We start from the raw sequence: 13,648 nt of genomic DNA, 5'->3' as shown, positions 1-13,648 counted from the left end.
CCTAAGTGAAGGAAACCGATGTTTGTCAATTTCTTAAACCAGGAAAAGTTAACGGAGGATGAAGTTGAAGAGCTGAAAAAGCTGCAGGATGAGAGGAAGAAGAAAGAATGAATGTTCTTCTATCCGTTGTTCCGCCCTTTATGTTGTATGTTACCATTTTATTTATTGACTGATCAGTACAAAAAATGTATGATCGCTGTACTACCTTGAAATGGAAGGAGAATACCATTGAGTAAACGCGGCAGACCTCGAGATTTTGAACACACCTCTATTGTAGATATTGCTATGAAGACATTTTGGACAAAAGGTTATGAAGGTTGTTCAACGCAAGATTTATGCAGTGATACTGGGCTTGGCAAAGGCAGTTTGTACAACACGTTTGGCAGCAAGCAGGAGCTGTATAAGCAAGCAGTTGAGCGTTATCATGAAACTGGGATTAAAGAGCAAACGGCGATCTTGGAGAGTACAGGTTCTGTTAAAGAAAGACTACGCATTTTTTTGAATTGGGCAATGGTAGAGGATTTTGAATCAACAAGTACTAAGGGCTGTTTGTTGATTAATGCCGGTTTGGAACGTGCGAACGAGGATCCGGTAGTTGAGAGCATTGTTTCTAGGCATATTGAATTACTTAAAGAAGCGATGGAAAAAATCATGGAAGAAGGATTGCGCACGGGTGAAATTCCAAGGCAACGATCTGCAGTTGATCTGGCAAGCTTATTTTTAAGCAGCTACTACGGATTCCGTGTACTGAACACATCTACACAAAATCGGGCATTGGCGGAGCAAATTATGAATGGAACTATGGAATCGATATTTGGCGCGTAAAGCGCTCTTTTTTCGCACTATTTTTGTACCGATCATTACAATATTGAGTGGGGAGTGTATAGAAATGCCATCGATTATTTATTTGTTAGCTTTAGTGATTTTTGCGATGACAACTTCTGAATTTATGGTTGCAGGGATGATGAATGAGCTCGCTAATGAATTTAAAGCGTCGATTTCATCCATTGGGTATTTAATTACAGGCTATGCGGGTGCCATGGTGGTGGGTGGTCCTATTTTGACGGCAACGCTGCTGCAAATACGAAGAAAGCAAGCACTATTGGCTTTAATTGTCGTCTTTTTCCTGGGTCAATCGTTAGGGGCATTAGCTTGGAATTATGATTCAATGATGATCGCTCGAATAATTACGGGAGTTGCTTCATCCGCAGCATTTGGAGTCTCGGTAAGCATTTCGGCAACGTTAGTTCAACCTAACGCGAGGGGAAAAGCAGCTTCGATCGTGCTTGCAGGCTTAATGATCGCTACCGTGCTAGGATTGCCGATCACAACGATGATCTCTCAACATTTAGGTTGGCGGAGCAGTTTTTGGGCCGTCGCATTTCTTGTCCTTCTTTCTGGAATTATGATTCAATGGTTGCTTCCTTCCTCCTCTAGAACCGATCAAATGAATTTGAAACAAGAATTAGCTGGTTTTAAAAATCCTCACCTATGGTCCGCCTATGCGACGAGCATGCTGATTATTGGCGGTACATTTGCAGCATTTAGCTATTTTACTCCTATTCTGACTGATGTGACGGGGTTTATAGATGCAAGTATTCCATATTTGCTTGCTCTTTATGGATTAGCTACGGTAATTGGCAATATCGTAATCGGCAAATTTGCTGATCGATATACGATGCCAATCCTATTATTAGGATTAGTCTTATTATTGGCTTCATTAGTGCTATTTGCTGCAGGTGCCGAAAATCGATTGGTGGTTGTTATTTCAATTCTAATCATTGGTGTGACTGGGGTGGCTATGAATCCAGCAATGATCGCACGCGTTATGAAAACGGCGGGCAGTGGAACGATGGTAAATACGGTGCATACTTCGTTTATTACTTTTGGTGTTGCGGTCGGTTCTTCATTGGGCGGCATTGGGATCAGTGCTGGCTATGGGCTGACATCGCCTTTATGGGTAGGTGCTAGTTTGTCCGCACTAGGTATTGTTTCTTTAATACCGTATTTACGAACAGGACAGAGAAGCATGACGACGGATGAAGAAGTTAGTTTATAGTAGTACTATTAAACTGAACGTGTTTAACATGTTTTTCAGTCTTGAAACAAATAAACGGTGGGCTATATCATAAAACCCATAAGTATATCTATGCAAAGTGCAGTGCACTCCTTATAGTGGACATTGTATAAACACCCCTGGTGTTACAACCGATGAAAAAACTATAGGGGGTGCTTGGACTGTCAACACTAAACTAGACAACTTTTTTAAGGGCTAAATTCCTGTACTCTATCGGGCTAACATAGCCTAGAGTCCCGTGTATGCGATGTCTGTTATACCAGTTAATGTAATCATTTAGTTCTACCTTCAAATGTGGCAGACTGCGAAAGCTCATTTGATGAATGAATTCAGTCTTCATAATTTTAAACGTTGCTTCAGCAACAGCATTGTCGTATGGGCAACCTTTCATGCTCAAAGAACGGCCAATGTTGAACGCATGTAGCGTCTCTTCAATCTCTTTATTCTTGAATTCACTGCCTCGATCCGTGTGAAAGAGTTGTATCTGACGTAAATCTCCTTGTACAGAAGCAAACGCACGAGCTACAAGGGCTGCGTCTTTGCTGGCCCCGACACTAGAGCCAATGATCTCTCGATTAAAGAGGTCGACAAATATACAGATGTAGTGCCATCTGCTTTTCACTTTGACATAAGTTAAATCACTGACAATGACTCGTTTAGCTTCTCGCTGGTTGAACTCACGGCCTAACTCATTGGCTTGCTTGGATTCGTTGTATGACATCTTGTGCGGCTTGTACTGAGCAACCGTATAAGTAGAAACCAAACCTTGCTCGTTCATAATACGACCAATTCGACGTCTAGAAACCGTTAACCCTCGTTCGTGGAGTTTAACTTTGATATTTCTTGTACCGTAAGATTTACGGTTTTTCTCGAAGATGTCTACGATGTCATTCGTAACGTCATCTTCTGATTTTCGTTCTTTCGCCTCATAATAGTAAGTGCTTTTAGCAATTTGTAGGACGGCACACATTGCTGATACCGAGTAGTTGTCACGATTTCGCTTGATGACATTTACTTTCGTCCCATGATCAGCGCCGCTTGCTTTAGAATGTCGTTCTCCATTTTGAGGCGTTGAATTTCTTTTCGTAGAGCAAGTAATTCATTCTCTTCTGGCGTACGATTGGCCTTCTCTGAAAACGATCCTGATTGATGTGCTTGCTTGATCCAACGATCCAGTGCAGATGCGCTCAGTTCATATTCATCTACTATATCTGTTCTTGATTTTCCATTGTCATATAACTGAACCATTTGTTTCTTGAATTCGCTTGTAAATGTGCGTCTTTGTCTTGGCATAGTAGATCCGCTCCTAGTTATGATGTGTTTATTCTACTAGCCCTTATTTTTTCTGTCCAACTTAGTGGATCCGATCCAGCTTACAAGACGTAATTCAAACCCTGAATCATACATTAAATACAATCTATCAGCTGTAAGTAAGTTTTTGGATGTCATTCAGCGTTATGAATATGACATCGCTCCTAAAACAAATACAAGACAGCTGCTTTTTCCCGAAGACAGACCAAAACGTAAAAAGAAACCTTACGATCAAATTGATTACATACCGGAGTATGTATTAGAACAACTTTTTGCTAACTTAAATTATTTGCATCCAGAAGTCCAACCTTTGGTATGGATAGCATTCAAGACTGGTTTGCGTATTTCAGATGTATTGGGATTAACACAAGATTGTTTAGTAAGAATCAATGGAAAATACTACATTGAAACTGATATTGAAAAGACATATGTGAAGGGTCATCGCATCCCAATCGATGACGAATTAGCTAATATGGTAGCTGCTTTAATATAAAAAAATCAACTGAGAACAGCAATGAGGACAACAATCCAGAAAAATACGTCTTTATTCGATTTCGTGGTTCGAGAAAAGGCAGACCATATTCCCAATTCTGGGTCGGAGAGAAATTGAACAGCCTGGCAAGAAAAGTGAATATTACTGATGAATCCGGAAACATATTCTACTTTAAAACGCATCAATTTCGTCATACCTATGCTATGAAGATGCTCAACGGCGCAGCAGATATATTAATCGTTCAAGAGTTATTGGCGCATGCATCTCCTGAGATGACTATGCGCTATGCCAAACTTCTGGACAATACTAAGCGCAAGGCGTTTGAAACAGTTGTCAAACAAGGCGTATTTAGCTTTGATATGAATGGGAAAATACATGAGATCGATAAGGATGAAGAAATCCCATACGATATCCTGGAAACGCTCTGGCGTGATCAAAAGCTAAATGCGATTGATAATCCCTACGGCTCCTGTCGGGCCCGTGTAAACGGAAATTGCCCATACGCGGAGGAACCTCCCTGTTTAACTTGTAACGGCGGAAGCCCTTGTAAAGACTTAGCTGTAGGTCTCTCTGACATGGACGTACCTAAGTACGAAATTCATATTCAATCTACCTCGAATATGATAGAAGTTGCCAAACAATACGGCCGCGACGAAATTGCGGAGAAAAACCAAAAGAACCTTGATCGTCTGACCAGCATCTATGAGACGATTAGGAAAGGCAACATCGTCTTTGGGCGAATGGAGCGTATCAAAGGAAAGCAAGGTGTAAAACATGTCTGATTACGATCGCAGAGCACATTTAAAGCAGGTTCATGAGTCTCGCAAAGCAAAGACCATACAAAGAGTGGATGAGTCGATTAGGCGGCTTGTAAAAGCTAAAGAAGGCATCAATTTTAATAGTGTGGCAACGGATGCTGGCGTAAGCAAATCAACACTCTATAACAATCCTGAGATACGTGCGCGCATTGAATCGCTTCGTCAAAAGCAAGCTCAAGTATCGACACCAAAACAAGTCAAGCGAGAAATGGATGAAAACAATAAGGATGCTATCATTGCTTCTCTAAAACGTAAAATGAAGAAGCCCGAGGAAGAAAATAAACAATTGCGAGAAAAACTTAAGTTTTCCTATGCGGAGGTCTATCAAAGGATTTGAGAGAATGTATGTGATTGTTCGTAGTTTTCATATATAATAAGAACTGACGTTCTATTTATTAGGGGTAGTGTATTACCCTATTTTCAGATATGATCATTGTTGTTTTACCTTGATCGGACGGAAAAACAAACATGAGGTTATCCACGTGCTTTCGATAAATGGCGTTTCCCTAAAGATAATTCCCCAAGAGATATTTTGTGGTTGAAATTTGCGGAAGTAACTAGTTGAATCATGACTTTCGAACTTAAGGTATGTGGACAACCTAATAAGGAGGAAAATGAATGAGTGAATGGTTTACAGTTGAACAAATTGATGAAGACACATATGTGATAAGTGAGTATAAGCATTGGGAGGAGACACACTGTTATCTGCTAAATGGAACAGAAAGAAGTTTGTTAATTGATACGGGAATGGGAATTGATAACATAAAGGAAATTGTTAATCAATTAACAGACAAACCTGTTATAGCACTTCCCACCCATACTCACTGGGATCATATCGGAGGTTTGCAATATTTCGATGAGTTTTATGTTCATGAAGATGAAGAAGAGTGGATAAACGGCAATTTCCCATTAACTCTTGAATATATTAAAAGTCTTGTAATTGAAGAACCTTGCGATTTTCCATCTGATTTTGATCTAGATAAGTATGAGATTTTTCAAGGCCAGCCCTCGAAAGTATTAAAAGATGGAGATATTATCGATTTAGGCAATAGAAAATTAAAAGTAATTCATACACCTGGGCATGCGCCAGGGCACATATGTCTTTATGAGGAGGCTAGGGAGTATCTATACTCAGGCGATTTAATTTATATTGGTAAGCTTACTGCATTTTTCCCTACAAGTGATCCTGTTATTTATAATAATTCAATAAAGAAAATTCTTCCCTTACCTGTAAAGAAAATCTTATCAGCGCACCATGATTTAAATGTCCCTTTATCTATTATTTCTGAGATAAGTGAAGCTTTTGATGATTTGAAAATAAAAGGAAAGCTAAAGCAAGGTAGTGGAACTTTCTCGTATCCTAACTTCGAAATAGAGATATAACATTACAACTCTTAAAGGTTGACTATAGACAAGTTAAAAGGGCTGCGGAAAAATAAATCTGCATCCCTTATTTTTTATGAAAAGACCAAACTTGTAACGTCTAGCCAAGAGCAAAGGGGGAATTTCGTACATGAAAAATAAAAAAAAACATAAAAATAGAAAAGCCAAAAATATTTCTAAGTGAACTAACTGTATTTACACAACTAGAAATACAATCCAATGATTTTTTTGAAATGGGAATGATTGTCGATTGTGTGATTGAAGATCAAGAGGCTAATAAAGTTACTTTTGATAAAATCATCTTTAAAAATGTAACATTTACAGAATCAACTTTAACAGGAGTTGAACTTACAGATGTTATATTTGAACAATGCGATCTGTCTAATGTAGATTTTAGCGATGCCATCATCCATAGAACAGAATTCAAAGAATGCAAAATGATTGGCACTAATTTATCAAGTGGAACACTTAGAAATGTTTTATTTGATAGTTGTATAGCCGACTATGCAACATTCAGATATGCAAACACAAAGCAAGTTTTTATTCAAGATAGTTCTCTATGCAAAACGGATTTTAGTTTTTCTAAATTACAAAAAATTGAATTGTTTCGTTCCAATATAGATCAGGCTCAATTTTCAGGTACAGAGTTAGACGGTATTGATTTAAGCGATTGTGAATTTAATGGACTAGGCGTGGACGTGACTAATTTGCAAGGTTGCACTATTTCTCGTGAACAAGCTTATATATTCGCAAATTTATTTGGACTCATTGTTAAAGAATAATCTATTAAATAATCAGAAATCTTATTATGTCGATATTGTTTGCGAGGATGAATCGGGTGCGGATGTGCCGAAATGGTAATTTCCAATCTTGTTTGAAGGAGGACTTCTGTTACCGCTTTCCGATTACTGAAGAATGTCATATTCAACGGGGAACGATAGTTAAACATAAAGAGTTCCACATATTAGTCATGTACAATATGTAGAACTCTTTATTTTATCTGACTTTCTTAAAGTTAGCTGTTGATAAACTAGGAGAAATAGGTTTTAGACTGACTCATGATTATGTTTCGTTAAAGTTGAAAACAGAAAATATACTATTAAACTGAACGTGTTTAACATGTTTTTCAGTCTTGAAACAAATAAACGGTGGGCTATATCATAAAACCCATAAGTATATCTATGCAAAGTGGAGTGCACCCCTTATAGTGGACATTGGATAAACACCCCCGGTGTTACAACCGATGAAAAAACTATAGGGTGTGCTTTTGTTATGGTGAAGAAGGGGCAAACATTCGTTTCATACAGCTTCGAGACGAAGAAGAGAGCAATTGAAATGCGGCTTAGAGGGATGACCAAAAAGAAAGTGGCAGAGGAACTAGAGATAGCCGACATTGGACGGTTAAAGGTTTGGATGCGTAAGTACAATCAGATGGGCGATTTTGGACTTATGGATCATCGTGGAAAAAGAGAGCAGTACATGGATGAAAGTCGCTACATCAAACGTTTAGAGATGGAGAATGCTGTCCTAAAAAAGTGGTTGGCCATTACGAAGGCGGAGGTGTACCAGAGAAGCATAGGCTCATCCATGAGCTCCGTGAAAGCTTTAGCGTTACAGAGCTCTGTAACGAGGTTGGAGTCTCTCGAAGCGGATGAAAAAAGAGAAGAACCAAACAGATAAGCAGCTCGTACGAAATACCTTTGAGCGATACAATGGTATCTACGGTTATCGACAAATTCAACTATTTTTATATCAAGATTGCGTTTGGATGAACCACAAAAAAATTCTGCGATTAATGCAAGATATGGGACTCCGTTCTAAAACTCGCAGGAAGTATCGTAACTGCAACCGTACTTGGAACTTCGGTGAACGGGCCGTTGGAGCCCAAATCAGCATGTCACGACGAGGCAATTGTTATGACAATGTCTCAATGGAAAGTTTCTTCTCACACTTAAAAGTGGAAGGTCTCTATCCTTATAATTTTCGAACCGTCGAAGAAGCACAAATGAGAATTGAGAGCTACATTTATTTTTATAACAACAGCCGTCCACAAAGAAAATTAAACAAGCTAACTCCCGTACAATACCGAAATCAGCTTGTTGGTAGGGGTTATTTCTAACCTACATGAGAAAGTCCGTCATTTTATAAGGAGGAGATTTTATTGGACTGGTTACATAGAGAGATTGCTGAAAACTGGCGTCGTGAGGGAAAAAGATATGCGGCAGCTGTTAATGAATTTGTTCGAATCGGAATGGAAAGTGAGTGGAAGCAGGAGCAAGAAGAGCCGGAACAAGACAAGCGATACAGCTTTGCACAGTCTATTATTGAAATGATTCGTGCGGCTAATGAAGTAGGAGAAGTAGAGCGCTTGCGAGAAGAGCTTCCTCCTGCATCATGGCCTATTACGCCTGCATATGAGAATAAGACTCAGGCTGTAAAGCCTGTCGCCTTTTTGCAGGATGGCAGTTTGGTTATACATACAGGCGGCCATAGCAATGATAGAAAGCTGTATCTCGTCTATGAGCAAACGATATCTGAAATTCAAGATTTGCAGCAGATCGGCTGCTCGCCAGACGGAAACTATTTTGCTCTCGTAAATAAGCAGGGTATCCGTATCGTTCATGGCCTTACTCGTAATAAAATAGAGGGAGAAGTAGAAATAACAGCTACTTCGTGGGAATATATCCAGAACAGTATTAAAAAGGCCGTCCCTGAATTAGAATCTCTTGCAAATCTAGAACATCCGGAAGCTGGTTTGGATGAAGTTATTCCCTTTCATGATGGAAAAAGCGTGCTGCTTGTAAGCCATTACGGTATCTATGTGATAGAAAATGATGAAGCACAATTACTTCACCCAGATCTATCACAGCTTATAAAGGATGAAATTGAAGATACAACCATTGATATGGCTCATGGATCCGTGTCACCGGATGGGCGTTGGATTGCCTACGGAAGTCAATGCAGCGAACATTTACTCAAAGATACATCGCATGGAACGGTATATGAATTTGCTCCAGAGTCCAGTTATCCACACTATGCTTTGTTCTCCCGGGATAGCTATGATGTTTGGTATAACGCATGCCATTTTTATAATGGAATGACCATGCGAGTGTCTATTAGCGAAGCGGAGAAGCAAGCGACAACTGCTGAAACAGTAGAGTGGCCGCTAATGAATGATGAAATGCGTGTATACGCGGGAGCAGCATTGAAAGACAGTTACATCTTTGGTGATGCTTATGGATATTTACGCTGTATTGATCGGGATGGACAAGAAGTATGGCGTTATTTTGTTGGCAGCACGATTTCTGGAATAACGGTATCTCGCGATGAGGAACGATTAGCAGTAGGGACGTATGCAGGCATGCTTCATCTCATTGATCTGAAAAGTGGATGTAAAAGTGAATACAGCATAGGTACGGCTGCTATTTTAGAAACGGAGCGTTGGATATTGTGGCAGAATGAGGAGCCGCTACGATGGTAACGAGTCAAAGGAACATGTTATTTGTATAATGAGCAAATAAGTTATTCGTAATTTGGTGAAAATATGATGGTACAGGTTATACGATCAGGTATTTCAGAGGAAGGTGACTATGAACATTACATCCTGGATGCTTGGGTTCATCATTTTATTAAATATTATATTTGCTTTTATCGTTATTTTTCAGGGGAGAAGAAAAGATATAGGATCAACGTGGGCGTGGCTCATGGTGCTGTTGTTGATTCCTATCGTAGGTTTTGTACTGTATATATTTTTCGCCCAGAACTTTAAACGAACAAAATTATTTTATTGGGACGATATAAAAAAAAGAGGCTTGGATCAGGGATTGAAATCCCAAGTTTCACAGTTTCGTGCACAGCAGTTTCAATTCCGGAACTCCACATCAGCCGAGTACGGAGATTTAATTACGATGAATTTGCTTAACAATCAAGCGGTTCTTACGGAAGACAATCAAGTAGAAGTGTACACGGACGGCAAGGAGAAGTTTGCTGCTTTGTTTAGAGATATGGAGCAGGCCACAGAGTCTATTCATGTTCAGTATTATATTATCCAAAAAGATAATTTGGGCAGAGACCTGTTGGACTTGTTGACGAAAAAGGCCAGAGAAGGGGTTATGGTTCGAGTACTGTACGATGATCTAGGTTCAAGAAGCCTCACGAAGAAGTTTCTAAGTAATCTACGTGCTGCTGGCGGACAAGTTGAAGCCTTTTTCCCATCCAAGTTCCGACTGATTAATCTTCGCTTGAATTATCGGAATCATCGCAAACTGGTTATTATCGATGGCAGAATCGGTTATGTGGGAGGATTTAATGTAGGAGATGAATATCTGGGGTTAAGTTCCAAATTCGGTTATTGGCGGGATACGCATCTTCGAATTGAAGGAGCAGCTGTGTATTCGATCCAGACTAGATTTATACTGGATTGGAACCAAGCTTCCGAACATCATGATATTACGTACGTCCCAAGTCTGTTTCCTCCGATCCCCTCCAAAGGAGAAAAGGGGATACAGATTGTTTCAAGTGGACCTGAATCGGAGTATGAGCATATTAAAAATACGTATTTAAAAATGATTACATCGGCTAGATCGTCTATTTATATTCAAACACCGTATTTCATTCCAGATTCAAGCGTGCTTGATGCCCTAAGAATTGCTGCGTTATCTGGAGTAGAAGTGAATATAATGATTCCAGATAAGCCGGATCATATGTTTGTGTATTGGGCAACCTTGTCGTATATAGGTGAGATGCTAAAGACAGGTGCAAATGTATACTTGTACAGTAATGGGTTTGTACATGCCAAGACGTTAGTTGTCGATGAGCGGATTGCATCGGTTGGCACAGCTAATTTTGACTTCAGGAGCTTCAAGCTCAATTTTGAAGTTAACGCGTTTGTTTATGATGAAGAAACTGCACAGCAGTTAAGTCATGCATTTCAAGAAGATATCCATGTCTCTGAGCTTCTAACGTTGGAAAAATACCAGCAGCGCTCTCGTTGGGTGCGGATGAAAGAGTCCATATCGCGTCTGCTGTCACCAATCTTATAACTTGTTGTCGGTTCGTTATGGAGATAGTTGACATTTTATCTACTCAACTATATACTAAGGACATTTCAAACGGACATGCGAAGAAGCACCTCGCAGGACAGGCCAATAGGTCTTTCTTGTGAGGTGCTTTTTTTGTTTCGTTTGAAGAAAATAATCGAATGGGAGATGGTATTGTTGTTTGAACGAAGAGGTTACGCAAAGGGTCTAGTCGCAGTATGCTTGTTACTCCTGATGTTGGTGTTCAGTCCTGGACACGTAACAGCATCTAGTGTCGGTTGGGAAGCTGCATTAAGTACCGTTGAGCAGTTGCATGACAGTCTGAGTGCTTTGGAGTTAGCTAATCAACTAGACAAACAAAAGATCCAACTGCTGCGCAAGCAAAATAATGAGAAGCGTAAAGAAGTGGATAGGAGAATTAAGCTTATCGACAAGATCAAGCTCGATCAATTACAGTCAGAGGCAGAACGGAGCCAGAAACAACACGCTCCTCTTCTTGCGAAATACACGGAGCTTGGCAAGAAGGCATCTGAGGCTAGGAAGCGCAAGGATAAAAAGTCTGTTTTGAGATATGAACTAGAGCGTAACCGCATAAAGGCTTCGGTAAGTGCAGCCCGCCATGAGATTAAGCAGAAAAAAGATACGTTGACGAGTGTGAAGAAGCAGGCTTACACAAAGGCGAAGCAAGTTAGGGGATCTTTAGAGCCGATACAAACGATAAAGAAACAGATTACAGCTGAGAACAAGCAGATCACAGATATACATAGTAAAAATAAGAGTGAAGCGAATAAACGCTATCGTTCCGCGATTAAGCATGGTAACGCAGTAACGGCAGCTATAGAATTAAACCTTATTGTCGCAGAGCTTGGCCGAATTCATGCCTCGCAGAACAAGATTTATAAGTGGGAAGGGAACATCCGTAATCTTATTCAGGCCGCAGAAGCTAAGCTGTAATACAATCTAACCATTGAATACCAATTAGCTGACTGCTGTTATACCCTAATCAGGAGCGTTAAAGTAATAAATAACGAAAAATGGATCATTTATAAAATTTATATCTTGACCTGAAACGGATTTCATACTTTAGCCTACGCTTAGGCCTTCAATATTGAAGTTGTCACAATTGAATAAGTAAGGAGTCGATTAAAGGTGGCAACCTTATTTTTAGTAATGATTTATTTATCGTTTATTACGTTAGGGCTTCCTGATTCACTGCTGGGAGCAGCATGGCCAACTATGCACAAAGACTTTGATACATCACTTAGTTTCGCGGGCGTGCTGTCGATTACAATTGCGTATGGTACAATCATGTCCAGCTTGGCAAGCGGTACGATATTAAAACGGCTGGCAACAGGGCAAATAACCTTGCTCAGCTGCCTACTGACTGCTTTTGCGTTGCTCGGGTTTTACTATGCCCCATCTATGATATGGTTGATCGTGTTGGCATTGCTGCTTGGACTAGGTGCAGGTTCTGTCGATTCAGCGCTTAATCATTATGTTGCCAAGCACTATAAAGCTCATCATATGAGCTGGTTGCACTGCTTTTGGGGTGTCGGGGCAACTCTCGGTCCCATCATTATGGCTGCGTTTATGAGCGGACAACAGGGATGGCGTGAAGGATATGTAACGATAGCGTTCATTCAATTTGCGATGGTGGTGCTACTGTTTATAACCTTGCCACTGTGGAAGCGAATGACCAGCCATCAAACTACTGTTATACATGAAGATAAAGAGCTTCAAAATAATCTAGATCATATTTCCTTAATTGAAAAACCGATGCAACTGAAGGGCGTTAAGATTACTTTAATAACATTTCTGTTCTATAGTGGAGCTGAATCGTCGGTCATATTATGGGGAAGTACATATTTGGTAACCATTAAGGAGTTAGAAGCAGTAGTAGCTGCACAATGGATATCTATGTACTACGGTGGTATGACGATAGGACGATTTATAACGGGATTCGTTACTTATAAAGTGAGCAATCATATGCTTATCCGAAGCGGGTTGATAATTGCTCTAGTTGGTGCCTTGCTATTTATGCTTCCTTTACCTATAATTTGCTCCTTTATTGGGCTTATGTTGATAGGGTTAGGATTTGGCCCTATCTATCCTTGTATGCTGCATGATACGCCTAAGCGTTTCGGTAATGATCAATCTCAGAAGTTAATGGGTTATCAGATGGCGGCTGCCTATACAGGGAATACGCTGCTGCCTCCTGTGCTTGGTTGGATTGCTGCCCAAACAAGTATTATTATTTTGCCGTTCGTTGTAGCTAGTTATATTATCATCATGTTACTAGGTTCAGAAAGAATGAATCGCATATTAAAGATGAGAATAACAGATGTTAGTACATGTAAGCATTATTCGCTTAAGTCTGAGAAATGCACACAATAGTGTTACAAGTTTCAGGTTTGGCACTTACCGTTCAGATGTAAGATTGTCACAATGTTCGATGAAGTGGTCATACTATCGTACGGGTCAGGAACAACAAAAGCTGGTCTCACAATGAGCCAGCTTAATCGTTATA

The 13,648-nt window shown here is 39.9% G+C and carries 12 protein-coding genes and 1 pseudogene; 12 read left to right on the top strand and 1 reads right to left on the bottom strand.

Annotated features, from left to right (window positions below):
- Window positions 1–228 precede the first annotated feature (228 nt).
- Together IFO66_RS15750 and IFO66_RS15745 are read left to right on the top strand one after the other, a co-directional pair.
- Window positions 229–825 carry a TetR/AcrR family transcriptional regulator gene (locus tag IFO66_RS15750; protein ID WP_192026080.1) on the top strand — a complete coding sequence of 199 codons (597 nt, stop codon included), beginning with the start codon at window positions 229–231 and terminating at the stop codon, window positions 823–825.
- A gap of 64 nt (window positions 826–889) precedes the next feature.
- A complete protein-coding gene (locus IFO66_RS15745; RefSeq protein WP_192026114.1) occupies window positions 890–2,059 on the top strand; it encodes an MFS transporter in 1,170 nt (389 codons plus the stop codon).
- A gap of 193 nt (window positions 2,060–2,252) precedes the next feature.
- On the opposite strand, the gene IFO66_RS15740 is transcribed toward IFO66_RS15745, so the two are convergent.
- Window positions 2,253–3,370, bottom strand: a protein-coding gene (locus IFO66_RS15740) for an IS3 family transposase (protein ID WP_192026079.1) whose coding sequence is annotated in 2 segments (ribosomal slippage) — window positions 2,253–3,124 and window positions 3,124–3,370 — 1,119 coding nt in all. Because the reading frame shifts where the segments join, the coding sequence is not laid out codon by codon here.
- A gap of 79 nt (window positions 3,371–3,449) precedes the next feature.
- On the opposite strand from IFO66_RS15740, the pseudogene IFO66_RS15735 reads away from it, so the two are divergent.
- From IFO66_RS15735 to IFO66_RS15690, 10 genes and pseudogenes are all read left to right on the top strand, one after another.
- Window positions 3,450–4,663: pseudogene (locus tag IFO66_RS15735) on the top strand (tyrosine-type recombinase/integrase); the annotation flags it as partial.
- Window positions 4,656–5,036, top strand: a complete 381-nt coding sequence (locus IFO66_RS15730) for a DUF6262 family protein (protein WP_192026078.1) — start codon at window positions 4,656–4,658, stop codon at window positions 5,034–5,036. The pseudogene IFO66_RS15735 and the gene IFO66_RS15730, both read left to right, overlap by 8 nt.
- 281 nt (window positions 5,037–5,317) lie before the next feature.
- Window positions 5,318–6,082 (top strand): MBL fold metallo-hydrolase, encoded by a 765-nt coding sequence (locus tag IFO66_RS15725; protein ID WP_192026077.1) that lies wholly within the window; start codon window positions 5,318–5,320, stop codon window positions 6,080–6,082.
- 233 nt (window positions 6,083–6,315) lie between these two features.
- A complete protein-coding gene (locus IFO66_RS15720; RefSeq protein ID WP_192026076.1) occupies window positions 6,316–6,864 on the top strand; it encodes a pentapeptide repeat-containing protein in 549 nt (182 codons plus the stop codon).
- 490 nt (window positions 6,865–7,354) lie between these two features.
- A complete protein-coding gene (locus tag IFO66_RS15715; RefSeq protein WP_192026075.1) occupies window positions 7,355–7,762 on the top strand; it encodes a helix-turn-helix domain-containing protein in 408 nt (135 codons plus the stop codon).
- Window positions 7,734–8,201 (top strand): IS3 family transposase, encoded by a 468-nt coding sequence (locus IFO66_RS15710; RefSeq protein ID WP_192026074.1) that lies wholly within the window; start codon window positions 7,734–7,736, stop codon window positions 8,199–8,201. The genes IFO66_RS15715 and IFO66_RS15710 overlap by 29 nt, the downstream gene beginning before the upstream one ends.
- 42 nt (window positions 8,202–8,243) lie before the next feature.
- The gene (locus IFO66_RS15705) at window positions 8,244–9,563 is read left to right on the top strand and encodes a hypothetical protein (protein WP_192026073.1); all 1,320 of its coding nucleotides are present in this window, start codon (window positions 8,244–8,246) and stop codon (window positions 9,561–9,563) included.
- Window positions 9,564–9,672: 109 nt separating this feature from the next.
- On the top strand, window positions 9,673–11,124 hold the full coding sequence (cls, locus tag IFO66_RS15700) for a cardiolipin synthase (RefSeq protein ID WP_192026072.1): 1,452 nt from the start codon (window positions 9,673–9,675) through the stop codon (window positions 11,122–11,124).
- A 174-nt stretch (window positions 11,125–11,298) separates the two neighbouring features.
- Window positions 11,299–12,075, top strand: a complete 777-nt coding sequence (locus tag IFO66_RS15695; RefSeq protein ID WP_192026071.1) for a hypothetical protein — start codon at window positions 11,299–11,301, stop codon at window positions 12,073–12,075.
- A gap of 195 nt (window positions 12,076–12,270) precedes the next feature.
- Window positions 12,271–13,515 (top strand): MFS transporter, encoded by a 1,245-nt coding sequence (locus IFO66_RS15690; RefSeq protein WP_192026070.1) that lies wholly within the window; start codon window positions 12,271–12,273, stop codon window positions 13,513–13,515.
- Window positions 13,516–13,648: the final 133 nt, after the last annotated feature.

It is taken from the genome of Paenibacillus arenosi (assembly GCF_014841135.1).
Classification (GTDB): domain Bacteria; phylum Bacillota; class Bacilli; order Paenibacillales; family Paenibacillaceae; genus Paenibacillus_B; species Paenibacillus_B arenosi.
This window is presented reverse-complemented; position numbering and strand designations above follow the sequence as displayed.

Bases quoted from the DNA above. Each gene is read 5' to 3' on its own strand.
- IFO66_RS15730 (WP_192026078.1), top strand. From the start codon at position 4,656: ATGTCTGATTACGATCGCAGAGCACATTTAAAGCAGGTTCATGAGTCT.
- IFO66_RS15710 (WP_192026074.1), top strand. From the start codon at position 7,734: ATGAAAAAAGAGAAGAACCAAACAGATAAGCAGCTCGTACGAAATACC.
- IFO66_RS15715 (WP_192026075.1), top strand. From the start codon at position 7,355: ATGGTGAAGAAGGGGCAAACATTCGTTTCATACAGCTTCGAGACGAAG.
- IFO66_RS15745 (WP_192026114.1), top strand. From the start codon at position 890: ATGCCATCGATTATTTATTTGTTAGCTTTAGTGATTTTTGCGATGACA.
- cls (WP_192026072.1), top strand. From the start codon at position 9,673: ATGAACATTACATCCTGGATGCTTGGGTTCATCATTTTATTAAATATT.
- IFO66_RS15725 (WP_192026077.1), top strand. From the start codon at position 5,318: ATGAGTGAATGGTTTACAGTTGAACAAATTGATGAAGACACATATGTG.
- IFO66_RS15720 (WP_192026076.1), top strand. From the start codon at position 6,316: ATGGGAATGATTGTCGATTGTGTGATTGAAGATCAAGAGGCTAATAAA.